Origin of the sequence: Formivibrio citricus (assembly GCF_900115065.1) — a bacterium.
Classification (GTDB): Bacteria; Pseudomonadota; Gammaproteobacteria; order Burkholderiales; family Chitinibacteraceae; genus Formivibrio; species Formivibrio citricus.
The window spans coordinates 69,139-91,818 of the sequence record NZ_FOVE01000007.1; the positions used below are offsets into that span (position 1 = coordinate 69,139).

General features: G+C 60.3%; 18 protein-coding genes. 8 read left to right on the top strand and 10 right to left on the bottom strand.

All coding sequences use genetic code 11. The features are described from left to right. The first annotated feature begins 31 nt into the window (after positions 1 to 31). From BMZ36_RS06250 to BMZ36_RS06265, 4 genes are read left to right on the top strand one after another with little or no spacing between them, the layout of a single operon-like run. On the top strand, positions 32 to 1,429 hold the full coding sequence (locus tag BMZ36_RS06250) for a TolC family protein (protein WP_091192870.1): 1,398 nt from the start codon (positions 32 to 34) through the stop codon (positions 1,427 to 1,429). After that, on the top strand, positions 1,426 to 2,646 hold the full coding sequence (locus BMZ36_RS06255; protein WP_091192873.1) for an efflux RND transporter periplasmic adaptor subunit: 1,221 nt from the start codon (positions 1,426 to 1,428) through the stop codon (positions 2,644 to 2,646). Before BMZ36_RS06250 ends, BMZ36_RS06255 begins: the two co-directional genes overlap by 4 nt. After that, positions 2,646 to 3,374, top strand: a complete 729-nt coding sequence (locus BMZ36_RS06260; RefSeq protein WP_091192876.1) for an ABC transporter ATP-binding protein — start codon at positions 2,646 to 2,648, stop codon at positions 3,372 to 3,374. The genes BMZ36_RS06255 and BMZ36_RS06260 overlap by 1 nt, the downstream gene beginning before the upstream one ends. Continuing rightward, positions 3,371 to 4,591, top strand: a complete 1,221-nt coding sequence (locus BMZ36_RS06265) for an ABC transporter permease (RefSeq protein ID WP_091192879.1) — start codon at positions 3,371 to 3,373, stop codon at positions 4,589 to 4,591. Before BMZ36_RS06260 ends, BMZ36_RS06265 begins: the two co-directional genes overlap by 4 nt. Before the next feature lie 424 nt (positions 4,592 to 5,015). On the opposite strand, the gene BMZ36_RS06275 is transcribed toward BMZ36_RS06265, so the two are convergent. The 7 genes from BMZ36_RS06275 to BMZ36_RS14510 all read right to left on the bottom strand — a co-directional run bounded on the left by BMZ36_RS06275 (position 5,016) and on the right by BMZ36_RS14510 (position 11,587). Next, entirely contained in the window at positions 5,016 to 6,284 is a 1,269-nt protein-coding gene (locus tag BMZ36_RS06275) for a dicarboxylate/amino acid:cation symporter (RefSeq protein ID WP_091192886.1), read from the bottom strand. Between the two features lie 132 nt (positions 6,285 to 6,416). Beyond that, positions 6,417 to 7,937, bottom strand: coding sequence for a SurA N-terminal domain-containing protein (locus tag BMZ36_RS06280; protein ID WP_091192891.1), 1,521 nt, complete (start codon positions 7,935 to 7,937; stop codon positions 6,417 to 6,419). 142 nt (positions 7,938 to 8,079) lie between these two features. Further along, on the bottom strand, positions 8,080 to 8,874 hold the full coding sequence (locus BMZ36_RS06285; RefSeq protein WP_091192894.1) for a thymidylate synthase: 795 nt from the start codon (positions 8,872 to 8,874) through the stop codon (positions 8,080 to 8,082). 17 nt (positions 8,875 to 8,891) lie between these two features. Further along, complete coding sequence (gene greB / locus BMZ36_RS06290) at positions 8,892 to 9,368, bottom strand: transcription elongation factor GreB (RefSeq protein ID WP_245747799.1); 477 nt, start codon at positions 9,366 to 9,368, stop codon at positions 8,892 to 8,894. A gap of 99 nt (positions 9,369 to 9,467) precedes the next feature. Then, on the bottom strand, positions 9,468 to 10,601 hold the full coding sequence (gene rluB / locus BMZ36_RS06295; protein ID WP_091192902.1) for a 23S rRNA pseudouridine(2605) synthase RluB: 1,134 nt from the start codon (positions 10,599 to 10,601) through the stop codon (positions 9,468 to 9,470). A gap of 121 nt (positions 10,602 to 10,722) precedes the next feature. Then, positions 10,723 to 11,349 carry a UPF0149 family protein gene (locus BMZ36_RS06300; RefSeq protein WP_143085985.1) on the bottom strand — a complete coding sequence of 209 codons (627 nt, stop codon included), beginning with the start codon at positions 11,347 to 11,349 and terminating at the stop codon, positions 10,723 to 10,725. A gap of 67 nt (positions 11,350 to 11,416) precedes the next feature. After that, positions 11,417 to 11,587 carry a hypothetical protein gene (locus BMZ36_RS14510; RefSeq protein WP_177187803.1) on the bottom strand — a complete coding sequence of 57 codons (171 nt, stop codon included), beginning with the start codon at positions 11,585 to 11,587 and terminating at the stop codon, positions 11,417 to 11,419. 192 nt (positions 11,588 to 11,779) lie between these two features. On the opposite strand from BMZ36_RS14510, the gene BMZ36_RS06310 reads away from it, so the two are divergent. The 4 genes from BMZ36_RS06310 to BMZ36_RS06325 all read left to right on the top strand — a co-directional run bounded on the left by BMZ36_RS06310 (position 11,780) and on the right by BMZ36_RS06325 (position 17,160). Then, positions 11,780 to 13,252 (top strand): inorganic phosphate transporter, encoded by a 1,473-nt coding sequence (locus tag BMZ36_RS06310; RefSeq protein WP_091192916.1) that lies wholly within the window; start codon positions 11,780 to 11,782, stop codon positions 13,250 to 13,252. A 109-nt stretch (positions 13,253 to 13,361) separates the two neighbouring features. Further along, a complete protein-coding gene (locus BMZ36_RS06315) occupies positions 13,362 to 14,285 on the top strand; it encodes an AAA family ATPase (protein ID WP_091192921.1) in 924 nt (307 codons plus the stop codon). Then, a complete protein-coding gene (locus BMZ36_RS06320) occupies positions 14,282 to 15,244 on the top strand; it encodes a DUF58 domain-containing protein (RefSeq protein WP_091192925.1) in 963 nt (320 codons plus the stop codon). The genes BMZ36_RS06315 and BMZ36_RS06320 overlap by 4 nt, the downstream gene beginning before the upstream one ends. Then, positions 15,241 to 17,160, top strand: a complete 1,920-nt coding sequence (locus BMZ36_RS06325; protein WP_091192928.1) for a transglutaminase TgpA family protein — start codon at positions 15,241 to 15,243, stop codon at positions 17,158 to 17,160. Before BMZ36_RS06320 ends, BMZ36_RS06325 begins: the two co-directional genes overlap by 4 nt. Here the strand turns inward: BMZ36_RS06325 and BMZ36_RS06330 are convergent. The 3 genes from BMZ36_RS06330 to BMZ36_RS06340 are packed head-to-tail and all read right to left on the bottom strand — an operon-like array spanning position 17,150 to position 22,640. Continuing rightward, positions 17,150 to 17,950 carry a substrate-binding periplasmic protein gene (locus BMZ36_RS06330; RefSeq protein ID WP_091192933.1) on the bottom strand — a complete coding sequence of 267 codons (801 nt, stop codon included), beginning with the start codon at positions 17,948 to 17,950 and terminating at the stop codon, positions 17,150 to 17,152. The two genes, BMZ36_RS06325 and BMZ36_RS06330, sit on opposite strands and share 11 nt — an antisense overlap. Next, positions 17,947 to 18,876 (bottom strand): diguanylate cyclase, encoded by a 930-nt coding sequence (locus BMZ36_RS06335; protein WP_091192936.1) that lies wholly within the window; start codon positions 18,874 to 18,876, stop codon positions 17,947 to 17,949. The genes BMZ36_RS06330 and BMZ36_RS06335 overlap by 4 nt, the downstream gene beginning before the upstream one ends. Then, the gene (locus BMZ36_RS06340; protein WP_143085986.1) at positions 18,873 to 22,640 is read right to left on the bottom strand and encodes a hybrid sensor histidine kinase/response regulator; all 3,768 of its coding nucleotides are present in this window, start codon (positions 22,638 to 22,640) and stop codon (positions 18,873 to 18,875) included. The genes BMZ36_RS06335 and BMZ36_RS06340 overlap by 4 nt, the downstream gene beginning before the upstream one ends. Positions 22,641 to 22,680 lie beyond the last annotated feature (40 nt).

Here is a 22,680-nt window from a genome sequence, read left to right on the forward strand (position 1 = left end):
AACCCAACAGTCATTCATCCCGGAGGAGTTCATGCGGCCTACCGCCATCCCTCGACTGCTACCAGCCCTGCTGCTCGCAAGCATGCTACCGGCACAGGCCATCGACTGGTCAGATCCGCTGGCATCGCGCGCCATGCTGGGCAGTCGCGTTCCAGCCTGTCACGAAAGTGCGGTGGAAAATCTTTCGCTCGCGGATGCCGTCAACCGCGCGCTGTGCAGCCACCCGCAAACCCGTTCAAGCTGGGCTGCAGCGCAGGCGCAAGCCGCCCAACTCGGCGTCGCCCGCGCGGCACAGCTTCCCACCCTCAGCGCCAATCTTTCCGCAGACCGGCAATACCAGGGCGGATTTGCCTCGAACCAGAGCAACACTACCAGCACCGGTTTTTCGGCGGGCGCCTCGCTCAGTTATCTGCTTTACGACTTTGGCAGCCGCGACGCCAAGGAAGAAAGCGCGCGCCAGGTTCTCAACGCCGCGCTTGGCAGCCTGGATTCGACCCAGCAATCGGTGTTCCTGAGCGCGGCCACAGCCTATTTTCAGGTTCAAGGCAGCGAATCGACGATTGCCGCCACGCGCGCAGCCGAGCAAAACGCAGAACAGAATCTCAAGGCGGCCACAGCCCGCCATCTTGCCGGAACGGCCACCCCGCTCGACAAGCTGCAAGCCCAGACCGCGTATTCGCAAGCCCAACTTAACCGGATCAAGGCAGAGGGTGAGGCGCGAAACCAGCGCGCCACACTCGCCAATGCGATGGGGTTGGTACCGACCACACCCTTCAGTCTGGCCGCCACCTCCCCTCTGCAGGCAGACGATTCCTTCCTGCAGAACGTGGAAAAACTGATTGACGCTGCGCGCCAGTCGCGCCCCGATCTCGCCGCAGCCGAGGCGCAGGTCAAGGCAGCTCGCGCCAATGTCCAGGCCGCGCGCGCCGACGAGAAACCCACGATTTCGCTGTTCGCCACGCCTGGCATCACGAAGAACAACCCTGGCAGCAACAGCCATTCCACCACGGTCGGCGTGCAGGTCAGCATTCCGCTTTTCAGTGGTTTTGCGCCGACCTACCGCACCCAGGCTGCGGAAATGACCCTGCTCGGCAAGGAAGCTGACCGCGATAACCTCGCGCAGCAAGTCGCGCTGGACGTGGTCAAGGCGCACAACACACTGAATACCAGCAGCCAGACCCTGAAAACCACCCAGGATTTGCTCAAGAGCGCGACCCAAGCCCATGCAGTGGCCCACGGTCGCTACTCGGCCGGCGTAGGCACTTTCCTGGATTTGCTTGACGCCCAATCGAAACTCGATGATGCCCGAGCCCAGGAAATCCAGGCCCGCCTCAACTGGCAGATCGCGCGCTTTACGCTGGCACAGGCACTGGGCCAGCTCAAGCCCGATTTTCTTACCTCATCCAGAACTGTCCGGACAACACCATGATCCCGAAGAAACTCTTTTTCAATCGCTGGACCGCCCTGCTGCTGACCGCCGGACTGCTGGGCGGCGGGTATGCCCTTTACCGCCAGGCCAAGGCCCCCAAACCCGGGGAGCGTTACCTGACCGCCGAAGTCACGCAAGGGCCGGTTGCCCAAACCGTCTCGGCCAACGGCACCCTGAACCCGGTCAAGCTCGTCAGCGTCGGCACGCAGGTTTCCGGAACCGTCAAAACGCTCTATACCGACTTCAATGCCAGAGTCAAAGAGAACCAGATTCTGGCCCAGCTCGACGATTCGCTGTTGCGCGCCCAGCTCGGACAAAGCGAAGCCAATCTGGTCAGCGCGCGTGCTTCGCTGGCGCTCGCGCAATCCAATTTCGCACGCATCGACAAGCTCTTCAAGCAGGAATACGTCTCGCGCCAGGAATACGACCAGTCGCACCAAGCCTTGCAAGCCGCGCAGGCCGCTGTGGCGCAAACGACGGCCGCAGTGCAGAAGGATCGCACCAACCTCGGCTACAGCACGATCCGCTCACCGGTTTCCGGGATCGTGATCTCGCGCGACGTCGACGTCGGCCAAACCGTCGCCGCCAGCCTCCAGACACCCACGTTATTCAAGATCGCGCAGGATTTGCGCAAGATGCAGATTGATTCGAGTTTCGCCGAAGCCGATGTCGGCCAGATCAAGGCAGGCCAGAACGTTTCCTTCCGGGTCGACGCCTTTCCAGGGCGCGAGTTCAAGGGAGAGGTCAAGGAAGTTCGCCTCAATCCGACCACTCAGCAGAACGTGGTGACCTACAACGTCGTGGTTTCGGTCGACAATCCGGAAGAAATCCTGCTGCCCGGCATGACCGCCTATGTCAATATTCATCTCGCCGCGCGGGACAATACCGTACTGATCCCCAGCACGGCCCTGCGCTTCCGCCCAACAGCCGGCAACAAAAACAGCGGTGCTGGCAAGCCGGCTTCGGGGCGCGCCAGCGAAGCACGCCAAGGCGGAGGACAGCGCGGAGAAGGTCGAGGCAACACGGTCTATGTCTTGCAGGATAATCAGCCCAAAGCCGTGCGAATCAAGCTGGGCATCGGTGACGGCAAATTTTCCGAGCTCGTCGAAGGTGACCTCAAGCCCGGCGACCGCCTGATCGTGGAAGACACCTGGCAGGAATCCGCCAAAAAACCCGGCGCCGCCAACCAGCAACGCCCGCCGATGAGGATGTTCTGATGTCCGCAACCGACGTCATCCGGATTACCCATCTGGGCAAGGACTACGACACCGACGCCGGACCGGTCACCGTTCTGCGCGGCATCAGCTTCTCGATCCACGAAGGAGAGTTCGTTGCCATCATGGGACCGTCCGGCTCGGGCAAATCGACGCTGATGAACATTCTCGGCTGCCTCGATACCCCGACCAGCGGCGAATATGTGCTCAATGGTCACAGCGTGAGCGAACTGGACCACGACCAGCTCGCCAACTTGCGCAACCGCGTGATCGGCTTCGTCTTCCAGGGGTTCAACCTGTTGCAGCGTGCCACGCTGACCGAAAATGTCGCCCTGCCGCTGGTCTACCGCGGCGTGGCGCGCCATGAACGGAACGCCAAGGCCGAAAGCCTGCTGGGCAAGGTCGGGCTCGCCAGCCACGTCCGCTCCTATCCCAACAAGATATCCGGCGGGCAGCAACAGCGCGTCGCCATTGCACGCTCACTGGTCGGCGATCCGCGCCTGATTCTGGCCGACGAGCCGACCGGCAACCTCGACACGCACACCAGCCAGGAAATCATGGATTTCTTTACCCGGCTCAACCGTGAAGACGGCATCACCGTGGTCGTGGTCACCCACGAACACGACATTGCCGCGTACGCCCAGCGCCTGATAAGGCTCGTGGACGGCAAGATTGCCTACGACGGGCCGGCCGCAGCGGGGCTGCACGAACATGCGGAGGTCTCATCATGATATGGGCCATGTTTGCAGAAGCCTGGCACGCCATGGGGGCCAACCGCCTGCGTACCTTTCTGACCATGCTCGGCATGGTCATCGGGGTGGGCGCGGTGATCCTGATGCTCTCAATCGGCCAAGGTACCCAGCAACGCATCCAGGATTCGATCAACTCGATGGGCGCCAACCTGTTCATCATCCTCTCGGGCAGCAACGTCGCCGGAGGGGTACGCGGCGGCTCGGGCAACGTGCCGACACTGACCCTGCAGGATGCCCAGGCATTGGCGGAACTGCCGGCGATCGCCGCCGTAGCGCCGGTTTCCCCCGGCCAAGCCCAGATGGTTTATGGCCCCAACAACTGGAATACCACCGTCATGGGCACTACGGCGGACTTTCTCAAGGTACGGGACTGGCCGCTGAAAGAGGGGGATACCTTCTCCGAGCTCGACCTGCGCAGCGCCACGCGGGTTGCCATCATCGGCAAGACGGTCGCCGAGAATCTGTTCGGCGACGAAAATCCGGTCGGCAAGACCATGCGCATCCGCAACAGCCCCTTCCTCGTCATAGGCGTACTTGCCAGCAAAGGACAAAGCCTGGACGGCCGCGATCAGGACGATACCGTACTGGTGCCCGTCACCACCGCGCAACGCAAACTGTTCGGCACGCGCTTTGCCGGCACCGTGCGCTACATCATGGTCGAAGCCAAGTCCGCCGAATTGATGGCGCGCGCCGAAAACCAGATGAACGATCTGCTGCGCCAACGCCATCGCATCAACCGTCCGGAAGACGACGATTTCACCGTACGCAACCTCACGGCACTTGCCGACACGGCCGCCGATACGGCACGCACCATGTCGCTGATGCTGGGCGCAATTGCCTCGGTTTCGCTCGTGGTCGGCGGCATCGGCATCATGAACATCATGCTGGTTTCAGTCACGGAGCGTACCCGGGAAATCGGTATCCGTATGGCGATCGGGGCGCGGCGGCGCGATGTACTGGGGCAATTCTTGCTCGAAGCGGTGCTGATCTCGCTGATCGGCTGCCTGATCGGGGTTCTGTTCGGAGTCGGGGGCGGACTGCTGGCCAGCCATCTGGCCGGGCTCTCCGTCATCATCTCGGCCGGCCCGATCATCCTGGCCTTTGCCGTGGCCGCAGCCATCGGCATTTTCTTCGGTTTCTATCCGGCCCGCATGGCGGCCAACCTCAAACCGATCGAGGCATTGCGTTATCAATAGAAAATCAAAGCCCCGGTGTATCCCGTAATGTCGTTCACTTTAGCCAAGTGAGCGGTATTTTCTTGAACAGCGCTGCATGCAGCACGCTTCCGCCCTGGAAGGCGCCGAGAAGCACAGTAAGGCGCGGGAATTCGGCGAGCACTGTTTGAGGCCTCAGGCCGAGTTGCGCAGCCGCCGCGCCTTGCGAGCATCGCAGGGAACCCCGCAGGGGCGCCGGAGTGGGCTCGCCTAGGGGTGAAGGGGATTTGGCGAGACAAATCCCTTTCCCGTCTGCCGGGCGGAACCGGCTGTAAACCCTGGGCCGCAGGCGCATAAAAATCCTTAAGTGAACTGCATTACGGTGTATCCCGGGGCTTTGATTGGCTGTCATGCTGATCCTGCAGCAAAACAAAATGGGATTTGCCGCTAACGATACGGTCTTCGGTCAGTGTTGTTCCGTCGTGTGTGCGTGACGATTTGGAACTTTGTAATCATCGATTTTTCCTGTCCACTTGGAAACCACTGCTGTCGCAACTGCATTGCCAAGTACATTGGTGGCGGAGCGAGCCATATCCAGGAAATGATCTACACCGAGAATCAACAACAGGCCCGCTTCCGGAATATTGAACTGTGCCAGGGTCGCTGCAATCACGACCAGCGATGCCCTGGGCACACCGGCCATGCCTTTCGAGGTCACCATCAAGATCAGGAGCATCATAATTTCCTGCCCCAGACTCAGTTCGATCCCGTAGGCTTGGGCAATAAAGATCGAGGCAAAGGTACAGTACATCATGGAGCCGTCAAGATTGAACGAATACCCCATGGGCAGCACAAACGAGGCGACCCGCTCATTGCAGCCGAAGCGTTCCAGTTGCTCCAGTGTCTTCGGGTAAGCAGCTTCAGAACTTGCCGTGGAAAAAGCCAGAAGGATTGGCTCTCGCAAAGTACGAGCCAGCCGCAATACGCTCCCCTTCAGAAACACTGAGCCACACAACAAGATCACCAGCCACAACAGCAGAATCGAACCATAGAAACTCAGCATGAAAGTGGCATAGGTGCGCAGCACCCCCAACCCGTTTTTCGCGACAACCACCGCCACAGCGGCAAAAATCGCAACCGGCGCAAAACGCATGACATAGGTCGTAACCTTGAGCATGATATGGGCAATCATGTCCATGTCATAAACCAGCGGCTCGGCTTTTTTTCCCAAAGCAGCAGCGGCCACGCCAAAAAACAGGGAGAAGATCACGATCTGCAGGATTTCGTTGCGCCCCATGGCATCGAAAAAACTGGTCGGAACCGTATGATTGACGAACTCTTTTAACGACATGGAGCCCTTGCTGATACCGCTCGACGCAGCAATATCCGGCAGCGGTAGATTCAATCCAACTCCGGGTTGAAGCAGGTTGACCATCACCAACCCGAGCAGCAATGAAATCAGCGACATGCTGACGAACCAGCCAAACGTCTTGGCGCCGATGCGGCCGATCACCGCAACATCGCCCATGCGCGCGATTCCCACGACCAAGGTACTGAACACCAGTGGCGCGATGATCATCTTGATGAGCCGCAGAAAGACATCAGACAGCAAAGAAATGTAGCCCGTGAATTCGGCGATAAAGGCAGGGCTGCCATATGTGTGAACCGAATAACCACACGCCACACCAAGAAGCAGGGCTATCAGAATGTATCGGGTTAGTTGCTTGGATTGCATAGAAGCCCTTTTGCGGCAAAATCGCGGATATTAAGACAATTAAGCGCGACGCCATATCCGGCAAATCCCGCCCTGAAAGCAAAAACGCCGGGCGATAACCCGGCGTTTTTCGTATTCCCTGCAAAAAAGCGATTATTTTTCCTGGGACTTGCTCGGTGCAAGCTTGTATTCGACCTTGATCTGCTTGCGCAGTGCTTCAAGATAGCCATCCAGCGCAACCTGGCCGTACATCTGGGCCAGCGCATCGGCCATCTGCAACTTGCCTTCGGCGGGCAGTTGATCGGCAGGCAGCACCTTGGCCACCTTGAAAAACACATAGCCCTTGCCCTTGACTTCGGTACCGGCATAGCCCGGGAGCTTGTCGGTACCAACCCGGAAGATAGCCTTGATCTGTTCGTCATCCAGACCATGCGCTTCGGCACGCGCCAGCGCCTTGGCCGGCGACCAAGCCAGATTGACACCCTGCCCTTCCTGCAGAGCCTTCAGCTTGGCAACGCCGTCTTCCTGCGCCTTCTTGACCGCTTTTTCCATCTTCAGCTTGTCGGCGACCTTGGCACTGACATCGGCCAGCGGCAGCACCTGTTCCGGCTTGTGCTCGACAACACGAGCAGCAACCATGACGCCCTGGCTAACCTCGATTGCTTCGGAGTTGTGCTTCTTGTTCAGCACATCGTCCGAGAATACGGCTTCGGCAATCTTGGGATTGGAAAGCTCGCGTTCCTTGGCGCTCTCGCGGCTCACCCAGTCGCTCTTGAGAATTTGCAGATTGAAGGCTTCCGCTGCCGGCTTGAGACTATCCGCCTTCTGATAGACGATTTCGTTGAACTCCCTGGCCTTGTCGCGGAACGCAGCTTGCGACTTCTGCATCTTCAACAGATCCTTGATCTGAGATTTGACTTCAGCGAGCGGCTTGCCGATCTTTTCCTTGTTCTCGTCGAAGAATTTCTGGATCTCGGCATCGGAGACCTGCTGCCCGGAAGCCAGCGCAGCCTGGGACAAGACGAGATATTCAAGCTTCACCATTTCCGGCATCTTGAATTCGGACTGGTTGGCGTCGTAGTACTGCTTGATTTCCTCGTCGGTCACGGACATGCCCTTGAGGAAGGCATCCGCCCCCAGAAAGGCCAGCTGCACTTCACGACGCTCGCCAAGCATCTTTTCCACACGCCCCTGCACTGCACTGGAAACGATGGCGGCCTGGCTGAAACCGCCGATCAACTGGCGGGCGACGATATCCTGCTTGAGCCGCGCCTGGAACATTTCCGGTGTCATTTGCTGATTGGCCAGCAACTCCTTGTAACGTTTGGGATCGAACTTGCCATCCACCTGGAAAGCCGGGATGGTAGCGATCAGTTCACGCAGGCTTTCGTCGGTCGCGACCATTCGCAGGCCGCGCGCTTCCTCTTGCAGCAGTTGCTGGCTAACGAGCTGTGCCACGAGGGAAGGCTTCATGTTGTCCGGCACATTACGGTTGCCAACCGCCTCTGCCAGTTCGCGCTCGGTAATGAGTGTACTTCCTACCTTGGCGAGATAGGGTTCGCTATCGTGGAATGCGCTATAACCGCCAATGCCAAACCCCACGACCAGGCCCAGAGAAACCAAGCCGAGAACGACCTGCACTGCAGTCTTGTTTTTTTGCACCAAATCAAACATGGATGCTGAACTCCTCGTTTAGCAGGCTGGCAAAAACCAGCCTGTGTATCGTTTTCACCGGCATGGCCGGGGAAAATGCATGGAAATAGTAGCGGCGTATGATGCCAGAAGCCTTTGCCGCTGTCTTGATGGGAATGGGTGATCAAATCGCGACGGGTGCCTTGATCCCCGGATGCGGGTCGTAGCCTTCCAGCATGAAATCTTCGTACTCGAAGGCAAAAATATCTTTTTTCTGCGGGTTGAGCTTCATGGTCGGCCAGGCACGCGGTTCGCGGGCAAGCTGGGTGTGCACCTGTTCCATGTGGTTGCTGTAAATATGGCAATCGCCCCCCGTCCAGATGAAGTCGCCCGGCTCCAGATCGCAGACCTGCGCCAGCATCAGCACCAGCAGGGAATAGGACGCGATATTGAACGGCACCCCGAGGAACAGGTCAGCACTGCGCTGGTACAACTGGCAAGACAACTTGCCATCGGCGACGTAGAACTGAAAGAAGGCATGACATGGCGGCAGTGCCATCTCTTCGATGCAGCCCACGTTCCAGGCGCTCACGATGATGCGGCGCGAATCCGGGTTGGTCTTGAGGGTTTTGACCACCTCGGCGATCTGGTCGATGTGGCGACCGTCGGCCGTCGGCCAGTTGCGCCACTGATAGCCATAGACCGGTCCCAGTTCGCCGCCTTCCCGCGCCCATTCATCCCAGATCGTCACGCCGTGTTCCTGCAGCCAGCGCACGTTGGTTTCGCCGCGCAGGAACCACAAGAGTTCGTAAATGATCGATTTCAGATGCGTTTTTTTGGTGGTAACCAAAGGGAAGCCCTGCGACAGATCGAAGCGCATCTGCGCGCCGAACACCGAAATCGTGCCGGTGCCGGTGCGGTCTTCCTTTTTCGCCCCGTGGTCGAGAACATGCTGCAGCAGATCCAGGTATTGGCGCATGAAACGGTCCAGAAAAGTTAATCGTTGTTTTCAAGGGAAACGTAGCTGACTTCGAGAATTTCCAGCTCCTCGATACCGCCCGGGGTGCGCAACAGCACAACATCACCTTCGCGCGCCTTGAACAGGGCGCGTGCCACGGGTGAGGTCCAGCTCACATGGTTGCGGGCCAGATCGGTTTCATCGACACCGACAATGCTCACGGTTTCCTCGCGCCCGTCTTCACGGGCATAGGTTACCGTCGCGCTGAAAAAAACCTGGTCGGTCGCTTCGCGCGCTTCCGGGTCGACCACCTCGGCATTTTCCAGGCGTTTGGTCAAAAAGCGGATGCGGCGGTCGATCTCGCGCAGGCGGCGCTTGCCGTACAGGTAATCGCCGTTTTCCGAACGGTCGCCGTTGGAGGCCGCCCAATTGACGATCTGCGCCAGCTCGGGCCGCTCCTTGTGTACCAGCCGGTACAACTCTTCACGCATGCGCCGGTGTCCGCCCGGCGTCATGTAGTTCTTGCTGCCGGCGGGAACCTTGAGTTCCGCCGGCAGATCGTCCTCATCCTGCTCGGATTCTTTGGTAAAGGCCTTGTTCATACGGCAAAAAAATCACTCTTGGAATTGCGCACGCTTGACCGCGGTTTTTTCCTGCCCGTTCATGCGCAGGCCCGCCCATTTCATCACGCCCAGCACTTCCGTCTCGTTCAGTTCGTAAAACTGGCCGCGCTTCAGACGCGGCGGCAGGCTGAGGGCGCCAAAACGTACCCGCATCAGCCGGCTGACGGTCATGCCGTAGTATTCGAACATGCGGCGCACTTCGCGGTTGCGGCCTTCGCGCAGGATCACGTGGTACCAGTGGTTCTGTCCCTCGCCGCCGCCATCGGCCAAGCGGTCGAAACGCGCAGGACCGTCATCCAGCTCGATACCCTTGAGCAGTTCTTTTTTCTGCTCATCAGTCAATTCACCAAGCACACGCACGGCATATTCGCGCTCGACTTCGAAACGCGGGTGCATCATCTTGTTGGCCAGATCGCCGGAGGTGGTGAAGATCAGCAAGCCGCTGGTGTTGAAATCCAGCCGGCCGATGGCGATCCACTTGCTGTTGTCGATCTTGGGCAGGCGGTCGAACACCGTGGTGCGGCCTTCCGGGTCGTCGCGACTGACAAGCTCGCCTTCCTGCTTGTGGTAGATCACGATACGCGGCAGGCGATCCTGCCACTTGATGTTGACGCGCTTGTTGTCGAAGCGCACCTCGTCGCCGGGGTGGACCTTGTCGCCCAGCTTGGCTACCTTGCCGTTGACCGAAACACGTCCGGCCTCGATGGCTTCTTCCATGTCGCGACGCGAACCGTAGCCGGTAAAAGCCAGCGCTTTCTGCAAGCGCTCTGCATTGAGCTGTTCCGCCGGAAGCCGTTTGTCACGCAACTGCTTCTGGATCGCAACCTCTTTCTGCGAGCCGGCACGCACCTTCAAACGCTTGGCGCGCGCAGCAGGATCGGGGTCGCGACGTTTTTCACGCCTGCCTTCGCTTGTTGCACCGCCCTGGCTGCGCCCCTGATCGGGTGCCTTGACCGCCGTCTTCGGAGGGCGGGTTTGCCATTCATCGGTCGCATCCAGATTCTCCTTGCGCCTTCTGCCGCCAGGTTGCGGCTTTCCGGCGCGCAGGCTGGCCACGTCATTGCGCGCAGTCCTCTGTTCGCGGATCTCGGGTTGCGGGCGACGGGCACGGGGAGCGGATTTCATGAGCAAAACCAGAAATAAAAAGGTGAATGATTATACAGGGTTATACAAGCATTCGGGGCCGCCTGTGGCCGCCCCGAACAACAACAAGACTTCGTCAACGTTTTTTTGTTCCCGATTCCAATCAGCGCCGCCGTCCCGGTGCACGCACCGGCTTTTCCCGCGCCAGCCACCAACTACGCACTTGCGGGATGATTTCCGGCAGCAATGCAGCGACTTCATGCTCGAATTGCGCCAAATCTTCACCTTCGGCTTCCAGCTCTTCGCGCGCCATTTCGTCAGCACAATCGATCACCGGGGCCAGAAGCTGTTCCGCCGTTTCATCTCCGAACAACGGCTCCCAGTCTTTTTCCCGTAGCGCGATACCCAGGCTCAAGCCATAGCACCATGGCTGGACGATATCGAGGTTGCGCTCTTCGTCTACATAGACCAGGGGCGTAAACGCGGGTGGCTCTGCGGCCAGCTCATCGGAAAGCTGGTTGAAAAGGCGCACGATCAAATCCTCAATGTGCGCAGCTTCGGCAGGCGATGCGAACTTTGGACGCTCGCCGCCTTCGCCCCAGACCTGCGGCAGCCATTCATCCGCTTCGGGCAAAACCGGGCCAATCAACAGCGCAGTCAGATAGCCGTGCAGCATGGAGACATCCATGCACTCCTCGGGAACGGCGTCCGATTCAAGAAATGCGGCCAGATCGTCAAGTTCGTTTTCAGTCAGGGGGGCAAGCGTTGCAGCAGAAAACCCTTTGGCCATGATGCTTCCTTTTTTGTTCAGGCGATTGACCGCATCATACCCTGCGCGCACTGGAATTACCGAGAACCTACTTGTCACCGATTTTGACCGGACGGCACAACCTCTTTTTTTCGTTGGCCGCACGGCCGCATTTCTCGCAAACGTATTCAGGGCGATCGACCAGTTTCATGTATTTTTTGAGGTCATCCCTGCCCAAGCCCCCTTTGCCCAGCATGGCGCACAATGTTTTCTCACTCATGTCTTTCACCTTCATGACAAAGATGCCAACTTCATTGGGAGGGGCCGCAAACATCCAGATCGCAGCCTGTAATTATTTATAGCCTCGCCCCCCTTCCAGCGAAGAAATAACACCAAATCCGTGCAACAACACAAACGCACGCTGCTCATTTCTGGGATAATTCGCGGTTTACGATTCACCATCGAACGACTCATGATCAACCTTTTTTCCGGTCTCGATTTCAGTATCGGCATCAGTCTGTTTTTTGCACTGGCTTTTGTACTGGCCTTTGAATTCATCAACGGCTTCCACGACACCGCCAACGCCGTTGCCACCGTCATTTACACCAAAGCCATGCCGCCGCATCTGGCAGTGATGGCATCGGGTGTTTTCAATTTTGCCGGTGTGCTGCTCGGCGGGCTGGGCGTGGCCTATGCCATCGTGCACCTGCTTCCGGTCGACCTGCTGCTCAACATCGCTTCAGCCCAAGGCATGGTCATGGTGTTTTCACTGCTCGCCGCAGCCATCCTGTGGAACCTGGGAACCTGGTATCTGGGCTTGCCGGCCTCCAGTTCCCACACCCTGATCGGCTCGATCCTCGGCGTGGGGCTGGCTAACGCCTGGATTCACCACAATTCGATCTCGGCCGGCGTGAACTGGAAAAAAGCGCTGGACATCATGCTGTCACTGCTGGTTTCACCAACGGTTGGCTTCCTGATCGCCGCCGGGCTACTGCTGCTGGCCAAGCGCTACCGCGCCGATTCGCGCATGCACAAAACGCCGGCAGAGCGCCAGAGCATCGACGGCAAGAAACATCCGCCGTTCTGGACTCGTCTCGGCCTGATTGCCTCTGCCATGGGCGTCAGCTTTTTTCACGGCTCCAACGACGGGCAGAAGGGCATCGGCATGATCATGCTGGTCCTGATCGGTATCGTGCCGGGCAAGTTCGTACTGGATCTCGACGCAACCTCCTACGAAATCCTGCGCACTCGCGATGCAGCCATCAACATGCAGCGTTTCTACGAGCGCAATCAGGATCGCCTGCAGCACTACATGACTATCGGCAAGGTTCCCAACCATACCCTGCCCCAGCAGTTCAAATGCGAACCGGATACCACCATGCCGGCGATTGCCGAACTGGTAACGACGCTGGATGGTGTCAAGGCATACGGTCCGATGGAAGTGGAAACCCGGCGCAGGGTGCGGCGTATGCTGCTATGCCTGGACGACACGGCCAAGAAGGTCTCCAACCTTCCCGGCATTACCAAATCGGAAAAGGACGACCTGAAAATCCTGCGCAAGGATCTGACTGCAACGACCGAGTATGCTCCGCGCTGGGTTATCGTCGCGGTGGCACTGGCACTCGGCATCGGCACCATGATCGGCTGGCGGCGCGTGGTTGAAACCGTAGGCGAGAAGATCGGCCAGAAAGGCATGACCTACGCCCAGGGCGCCTGCGCCCAGATCACCGCGACCATCGCCATTGGCCTCGCCACCTTCCTCGGCCTGCCGGTATCGACCACACACGTACTCTCATCAGGGGTCGCTGGCACCATGGTTGCCAACAAGAGCGGCCTGCAAGGCGGTACCGTGCGCCATATCCTGATTGCCTGGATACTGACCATGCCCGCAGCCATGGCTCTGGCGGCCGGCTTCTTCTGGCTGGGGACCAAGTTCATCGGCTGATTGTTGTCGAACAGAACGACCAAGGCGCGGAACTTTTCCGCGCTTTTTTTACGACCAACGACCGCTATCAAAGTCTAAACTTGATGCATACTTTTCCGGACTGCCAGACATGAATTCCGCACTCCTGCCCCGTTTTCTTGAAGCCCTGCAACGACTCGACAGCATCATCCTCGGCAAGCAGGATGCCCTGCGTCTGGCGCTCTCCTGCCTTTTGGCGCGCGGGCACCTGCTGATCGAGGACTTGCCGGGCGTGGGCAAGACCACGCTGGCGCATGCGCTCGCGCGCGTGCTCGGGCTCAAGTTCCAGCGCGTACAGTTCACCAGCGACCTGCTGCCGGCCGACATCACCGGCGTTTCGATCTACGACCGGCAGGACGGGCGCTTCCGTTTCCATCCCGGCCCGATCTTTGCGCAGGTATTGCTCGCCGACGAAATCAACCGTGCCACGCCCAAGACCCAGTCGGCGCTACTGGAAGCCATGGCCGAACACCAGGTTACCGTCGATGGAGAAAGCCACCCGCTGCCGCGCCCGTTCTACGTGATCGCCACCCAGAACCCCCTGCAGCAGATAGGCGCGTTTCCGCTGCCCGAATCGCAGCTCGACCGCTTCCTGATGCGCCTTGAGCTTGGTTATCCCGACGAGCGCGCGGAGCGCGAACTGCTGCTCGGGCAGGATCGGCGCAGTCTCTTGTCCACCCAGGAGCCCGTTCTCGGCATCGCGGAATTGCTTGCGGCACAGGCCGAGGTCGAGCAAGTCCATATCAGCCCGGCACTCGTCGATTATGTTCAAGCCCTGGTTGCCGCCACGCGCAACGATCCGTCGTTTGCCTGCGGCCTGTCGCCGCGCGCGGCGCTCGGCCTGATCCAGGCCAGCCGCGCCCATGCCTGGCTCATCGGCCGCAACATGGTCATCCCCGAAGACGTACAGACCATCTTTCCGGGCGTAGCCGGCCACCGTCTCGTGCAGCGCGCGAGTGGCCGACCGGATCATGCTGCGGTGCTCCGTCTTCTTGCCGCCATCGCGATTCCATGAACCTCCTCGGCCAGCGCTGGCAAACCTTCATCGCCCGCCGCCATCCGCCAGCCAGCGGATCGCTCGCGCTGGTCCACAAGCGCATCTACATCGTGCCGACCAGGCGCGGACTGGGGCTGGGACTGTTGCTGCTCATCTCGCTGGTGGGAGCGATCAACTACCAGTTGAGCCTGGGATTCTTCTTCACCTTCCTGCTCGCCGGCATCGCCCACTCCGCGCTGTTGCGCACCTATGCAGCCCTGCTGGGGCTGGAAATCGCCGCCCGCCCGGCAGAAGCCGTCTTTGCCGGCGAAGCCGCACAGTTCCCGCTGGCTTTGAGCGAAAAGAAGGGCCGCGAGCGGACGGGAATCACGCTGCTCTCGCCGGACGGCAGCGCGACCCGCTGCGACGTTCCGCAACGCGGTGAGGCACGCGCGGCCATTGCCGTCGCCGCTCCCCGGCGTGGTCGGCTCACCTTGCCGCGCAGCCGGATCGAATGCCGCGCCCCGACCGGCTGGTTCGTCGCCTGGTCCTACCTCACGCTGGTCAGCGAATGCCTGGTTTACCCGCGCCCGGAAGCCAACCCGCCGCCCTTGCCGTTCGGTGCGCGCAGCGGGGGCGGTGGCCTGCAAGCCGGGCAAGGCGACGACGATTTTGCCGGCCTGCGCGAATACCACCCCGGCGATGCCCCGAGCCGCATCGCCTGGCGGCAGGCCGCGCGCACCGACACTTTGCTGGCCAAGACCTTCCAGTCGCCGCTGGCAAGCCAGGTATTGCTCGACTGGGAGATGCTCGCCGGCCTCGACACCGAAGCCCGGCTGTCGCGCCTTGCGGCCTGGATTCTGCGCGCCGAGGCAGAGGGCCACCGCTATGCGCTGGTCATCCCCGGTTTTTCCCGCCCGCTGGATCACGGCGCGGCGCATCGGGCGGCCTGTCTGGCGGCATTGGCGCTGTTTCCGGCGGAAGGGAGCGGTGCATGAAGACGGAGCAGCGCAACGCCCTGCTACTGACCGGTGCCGTCGCGCTGGCGCTCGCCCCGCACCTTGCCGCCCAGCCGCTCTGGCTGATGGCGCTCTTGGCTGCCCTGCTGGCGTTGCGCGCCGTGCAATCGCTCACCGAAACGCGGGCGTTGCCACGCTGGCTGCTGCTGGCGCTGACCGTCGTACTGATCGTGCTGGTTTTTCAGGCACACCGCTCGCTGATCGGGCGCGACGGCGGCATGGCCCTGCTCGCGAGCCTCGTCACCCTCAAGCTCTTCGAAGCACAGGGAAAAACACGCGATTCGCATATTGTGGTCATGCTGGCCTACTTTTGTACCGGGACCGCCTTCCTGCATTCGCAGTCGCCCGCCATGTTCGGACTGGTGATGCTCGATACCGTGGCAATCACCCTGGCGGCTCTGCAATTGGAACGACCACAGGGCGCGCCGCTGCAGCAAACCCGGCTCGCAGGAAGAATGCTGCTCGAAGCCGTACCGCTTGCGATCCTGTTGTTCGTGCTTTTCCCCCGCCTGCCGGGGCCGCTCTGGCACATACCAGTGGAGCGCGGTGCGCGCACCGGCCTTTCTTCCGACCGCATGGAGCCGGGGCAGGTCAGCCAACTGGCGCTGGATGACAGCGTGGCATTCCGGGTCGAATTCGACGATCAACCGCCCCCTCGCTCCGTTCTTTACTGGCGCGGCCCGGTTTTCGATTATTTCGACGGACGACGCTGGCTGCCGCCGCAACGTTTCTACGTGCCGCCACGCATTGCACCGCAGGGGCCAAGCCTGCGCTACCACATCACGCTGGAACCCCACCAGCAGCGCTGGCTGCTGGCGCTCGACATGCCGACCGTCCTGCCGGAAAGCGCCCAGATCAGTGGCCGCTTGCAAGTCATGTCCGCAGCCCCGGTCATGCTGCGCCAGCGCTATACGCTCGCTTCCAGTCTGACCTGGCGCATCGACAGCGATCCGGGACTGGCCCTCGCCCGGCAATTGCCCGCGGCAGGCAACCCGCGCACCCGCGCGCTGGCGGCGCAGTGGCAAGCCTTGCCAGCCGAAGAACGGGTCCGCGCCGCCGTGGCCTATCTGCGCAGCAACGGTTTCGTCTACACGCTGGAACCACCGCTGCTACGCTCCGCTCACTCGATCGACGAATTCCTCTTCGACACCCGGCAGGGATTCTGCGAACACTTTGCCGGTGCATTCACCTTCCTGATGCGCGCGGCCGGCGTGCCGGCGCGTGTGGTCACCGGCTATCAGGGCGGGGAATACAACACCGCAGGCCGCTATCTGATCGTGCGTCAGGCCGATGCGCATGCGTGGACCGAAGTCTGGCTGGATGGCTTGGGCTGGCAGCGTATTGACCCCACCGCCGCAGCCGCGCCCGCGCGCATCGAAAGTGGCCTTGCGCGCAGCATTCCGCAGGGCGACAGCCTGCCCTGGATGCTGCGCGGCGACGACAACTGGGTCAGGTTGTTGCACCTGCAACTCGACGTGCTGGTCAACGACTGGAACCAATGGGTGATCGGCTTCGACGCACGCCGCCAGCGTGATTTCCTGCAACGACTGGGAATCGGCGATTTTCTGAGCGCCCGCTATCTGGGCTGGCTACTGGGGGGCGTCGCCCTGATTCTGGGCGGCTTTGCATTCGTCATCCTCCGGCCCCGGCGCCTGAAGCTAGCCGATCCGGCTGCGCGCCATTACCAGCGCTTCTGCCGCAAGCTCGCGCGGCGCGGCGTGGTAAGAATGCCGCAGGAAGGCCCGCTCGATTTTGCCCGGCGCGCCAGCAACGCCCTGCCCCATCTCGCACTGCAGATCGACGCCATCACCAACGAGTATCTGGCCATCCGCTACGGCGGAGAACAGCATCGGCGGGAATCGCTGCGCGTACAGGTCACTCAGTTCAATCCATAAGATACCGCGCCCGGATCTTCTTCAGCTCGCCGGAACGGTCGAGTTTCCGGATGGCATCGCCAACGCGCTTTACCATGGCCGGCGATGCTTTTTTGGAAAACACGGCGTAGATGCCCGTTTCCCAGAAGCGCACCGGCAATATCCTGACCTGAGTCGCCACCTTCAGGGTTTCGATTTCTTCGGCCACGTTGACATCCGAACCAAAGAAGAATCGGCCGCGCCCTGCCAGCAGTTTCCTGAGATTGGAGGGTGTCGTCACGGCCTGGTCGTCGATGAGCAAACCACCCTGCGTCCACAGGTACTGCGCATGCGACGTGCCCCTGACCACCAGAACGATGCCTTTTTCGCCCAGTGCGCGAACATCGTCCCAACCCATGATCTGCACGGGGTCGTCCGCCCTGGCTGCCAGAATGCTGCGAGTAATGTAAAGAGGCGGCTCGACATAAAGATATCGGGTCGCGCGCAGGGGTGTCTTGGCCAGACCAAAGAAAACGTCTATCTCGCCCGTCTGCAGTTCTTCTTCCACGCGCGCCGTCGCGCCTTTGGCTTCATAGCCGACAAACTTCACGCCGGGATCGATCCGCTCGATGGCACGGAACACCTCGATCATGATGCCGGGGCGCTGTTCGTTCTCGGGATTGAATTTGGCGGAAAAACCTTCCTGCGAGATCGTTTTGATCTCGACCAGCGGCTCGGCCAAAGCCGCGCCGCCTGGCACCGACAGCATCCCCAGCACAAGAAGCACTCCAGCCAGGCATTTTCTGACGACAATGCAAACCGAGCCGATCATGATTGATCCTCCATGATCGTCGCCACCTGGTTTCGCCCGCTGCGCTTGGCCTTGTAAAGCCCGTCGTCCACACAGTCCAGCAATTGGCTGGGGGACTGCACGGCATCCTCACCGGGCTGGCAGGCCGCATACCCCAGGCTCATCGTCACCACCATCATGCCAGCATGCAGATGCGGAATATCCAGCCCCTGTATCGCCAGGCGCATGCGTTCGGCGACCTTGTGCGCGCCGTCGAGATTGGTATCGGGCAGCAAGACCACGAACTCTTCGCCGCCGTAGCGCGCGACCATGTCGCCAGGGCGCGACAGGGCGTTGAACATGGTCCGCGCCACCGCACGCAGACAGGCATCGCCCGCACCGTGCCCGTAGTGGTCGTTGTAGAGCTTGAAATGGTCCACGTCGCCCATTACCAGCGCCAGGGAGTGCTTGTCCCGCACGGCGCGCCGCCACTCAGCCTCCATGCGCTGATCGAATTGCCTGCGGTTGGGAATGCCGGTCAGGCCGTCGATCATCGCCAGTTTTTCCAGCAGGTCGGACTTGTGCTTGAGCTGCAGATGGTTGCGCACCCTAGCCTTGACGATGGGCAAGCGGTAAGGCTTGGCGATGTAATCCACCGCGCCGACCTGCAAGCCTCTTTCTTCGTCTTCGGCATCGTCGCGCGCGGTCACGAAAATGACCGGGATATCCTGCGTGGCGGCAGTGTCCTTGAGCCTGCGGCAAACCTCGTAGCCATCCATTCCCGGCATCATCACGTCGAGCAGGATCAGGTCCGGGAACGGCGGGCGCATCGCGACCCGCAGTGCGTCTTCGCCGTTATTGGCGATGCGGATACGGCATTCGGCCTTGAGCGCTTCGGCCAGAATCTGGATATTGGCCGCCACATCATCGACGATCAGCACGATCGGCTTCTCTGTGCTTTCAGTCATGGCGCCTCCTCCTTCTTGTCGATTGTCGCCTGTTCGGCCAGCTCCTTCCATGCGAGCTTGGCTGCGGCATAATCGTACTCGTCCAGCGTTTTCAACAGGCGCTCGACGAGCGCTGTCGATGAAGCGAACTGGCGGGTGACTTCACGGACCATGTCTTCGGGAACCAGTTCCTGCCCTTCCAGAAGCTCGCCCAGCTGGCGGATCAGATCGCGCTGCGCATCGGGATGCGATTCTCCGGCCGGCATCGGCAACTCTTCCCGGCGATACTCGACCGCAACCTGCAGCGCGGTCCGCAAAGCCTGCAGGAACTCTTCCAGCGACGGCAGATCGCCGTGCGCACGCAGCTCATTTTCCAGCAAGCGCGCCGACTGATAGAGCGTTTCCGCACCGATATTGCCGGAAGCGCCCTTGACGGCATGCACCATTGAGCTGGCCGATTCCCAGTCTCCATCGGCAATGGCCTGTTTCAGGTTGGCTTCGAGCGCGCAGAAATCGCGCTGAAAATACGCCAGCAAGCGGCGGAAGGCGGAAAAATCGCCCCCCAGCATGCGCTGAACGCGCCTCAGTTCGAAGCCGGGCAATTCCGGGAAAGGCTCCTTTCCCGGCTTGCCTGCGGGCATGGTCTTGTTAACTTCGTTTCCTACCCAGCGCTGCAAGGTAAGCAGCAGTTTTTCCGGTTCGATCGGCTTGGCGACGAAATCGTTCATTCCCGCCGCGAGACAGGCCTCGCGGTCCTGCGCCATTGCCGCCGCAGTCATGGCAATGATTGGCAGATTGCTCCAGCACGCCTGGCTGCGGATATGGCGCGTCGCCTCCAAACCGCCCATCTGCGGCATGTGCAGATCCATCAGCACCGCGTCGAATTTTTCCTGCTCCAGCAGTTCAATCGCTTCTTGCCCGTTACTGGCACACATCACCTCCAAGCCGGCCAGCGTGAGAAATTCGCGCGCCACCTGCTGGTTGATGATGTTGTCTTCGACCAGCAACACGCGCGCACCGGCGAGCTTCCGGGTACGAACCGGCTGGTATTTGCGCAGCAAGGCGGCTTGCCCCTCGTTGTTCGCCACCAGCGCAGCCAGGGCATCGAACAGATCGGACGGCGTAACCGGCTTGGTCAGCACGGATGAAACCCCATGCTGGCGGGCCGCAGCCTCCAACTCCTCCCTGGCATGCGCAGTCACCATGATCATCAGCAGCATTCCGCTCGCGCCCGAGCTCATGTATGCCTTGTCGCGGATGTGGGCGGCCAGCTCGAGTCCGTCCGCCCCCGGCATTTGCCAGTCGATCAGGGCCACATCGAAACCGGCAGGATTGTCCTTGAGTATTGCCAGCGCCGTCTCCGCCGAATCGGCTTCCGTGACCGTGTAAGACCACGATTTGAGTATCCGGCTCAGCGCTGTACGGGAAGATTCGAGATCGTCGACCACCAGCACGCGCAGATGATCCAGTGGCGGAACGTTGCAGCTCATGGCAGGCGCACCGCAAGAAACGGTGAAACGGAACACGCTGCCTTTCCCCGCGACACTTTCCGCAACAATGTTCCCGCCCATCAATTCGACGAGGCGCCGGCAAATGGCCAGCCCCAGCCCCGTCCCGCCATAACGGCGCGTGGTCGAAGCATCGGCCTGCGTGAACGGCGCGAACAGGCGGCCAAGCTGTTCCGCCGTCATGCCGATACCGGTATCGGCCACGCTGAATTCAAGTTCAACCCGGCCTTCCGTGCGGGACTTGACCCGCATGGAAACCGTGATTACACCGCCCTCGGTGAACTTGATCGCATTGCCGATCAGGTTGTTCAACACCTGCCCCAGCCGCAGCGGATCACCGACCAGTACCTGGGGAATCGAAGGATCGACGGCATAGACCACTTCGATGCCCTTCTCTTCCGCACTCGTCAGGAAGAGGTTGCCGGTGCTTTGCAGGACTTCATCAAGACTGAATTCCACTTCTTCGACATCCAGCCGACCGGCCTCGATCTTGGAGTAATCAAGAATGTCGTTGAGGATGCCCAGCAACGATTTGGATGAAAAATGGATTTTTTCCAGGTAATCGCGCAGCTTCGGTGTCAATTCCGTGGTCAGCGCCAATTGTGCCAGACCGATGACCGCATTCATCGGCGTGCGGATCTCGTGGCTCATGTTGGCCAGGAAATCACTCTTGGAACGACTGGCGCTTTCGGCTGCACGCTTGGCTTCCTTGAGTGTTTCCTCGACTTCCTTGAAGGGGGTCAGATCGCTGATGACGCCCAACACCAGGTTTTCGCCGCGCATGCGGATGCGGGTGAAGTCCACCGAGATCCAGATATCGCGGCCGAATGACGTCGTGATCCGGTCTTCAAAATGGTTGCGCTGTCCGGTTTGCAGCGTTTCCAGCCCCAGCGCCGCAATGCCGCTTTGCCGGGTCACCTGATTATCAAGCAGATTGAAACCGATCAATTGCTCGGTGCGAGTACCCAGGATGGCGGCGGCAGCCTGGTTGGCCATGACCGTTTCCCCGCTCGCGCCACAGACCACGATGCCGGACGGTGTGCTGTCGATCACGCGCAGGTTAAGCTCACCCAATTCCCGTATCTGCTCTTCCGCCGCATAACGTTCGGTGAGATCGACGAATACCACGAGATGCAGGGAATCAACCGTGTTGATGTAGACCTCGAACGAGCGCAGCTCGCCCGATTTGCAGGGCCAGCGAATTTCGGCCGGACGATACGCCATGCTCCACCCCTGGAACATGGCGGTGATGTCGTCGGGAAAATCGCCGAACAGCTTGCGGAATTCCTCGTTGAAATAGCTGACCCGCACATAATCGTCATCCTTGCCTTCGGCCACCAGCATCGGAATGGGAAGATGCTCGATCAGGTCGCGCAACGACTGCATGTTCTGCCCCAGCGTCACGGCCATGTCGTTGAAGGCCTCGGACAGTTGCTGGACTTCCTCAAAGCTCGTCGGCCCGTCATGAACGGCAAAATCGCCTTTGGCCATGCCTTGGGTCTGCGCACTCAGGTGGGCAAGCGGTTTGACCAGACGCCGCCAGGTAGAGAACAAGAGAACGCAGAACCCTGCAAACAGGGCCACGGAAAGCCCGGCGGCGAACTGCAGCAATTCCTGCTGGCGCGAGGTCAGCCGATCAATATCACGCCGCATCATCCCGGTAATTCTGGTCTGGAATTGCAGCGTGGCTTCCATCGCCTGCGCTTTTTCCCGCATGTACGCCATACTGTGGAGCAGCTCGCGGGCATAGTCAGGGTCGGGCTTGCCAGCCCGGCTGTGCTGGCCGCTGTAATCGAAAAACACGCCCCGCATCGCAGCCAGCGCTTCCTTTTCGATGCCGGAAAGGGTATTGGCACGTGTAAACGCCTGGATCAGCCAGCGAATGTCTTCCTCTGCCACGCCTTCTCGACGCATCAGGTCATACACGGAAACCGCTTCGCCTTTTTCCCCGACCTGTTCGCCAGCCAAGCGCTTGTACCAGTAGTCCGGTCCGTACGCCAACGGACGCGGTGCCTTGCCGTCGCGAATATCCAGGATTTCCAGGTATATCCTGCTGAAGCGCTCGTCGCCCGTCGCAACGAAGGAATGCGCCATCCGGCCCAATTCATCGGTCGTGTAGCGCAACTCTTCGGCCAGGCAATGGATGCGCTGTCGCTGCTCGGTACGTTCCTCGACCTTGATCTGGTTTTCCCGGATCTGGTACAGAACGCTTCCCAGCAGCACCAGCACTGCCAGCAAGGGAAGCATGAACAGGATGAATGGTGTTCTGATTTTCACCGTGGAAACTCCATGGGATACCCGGATAAAACCAACTCAA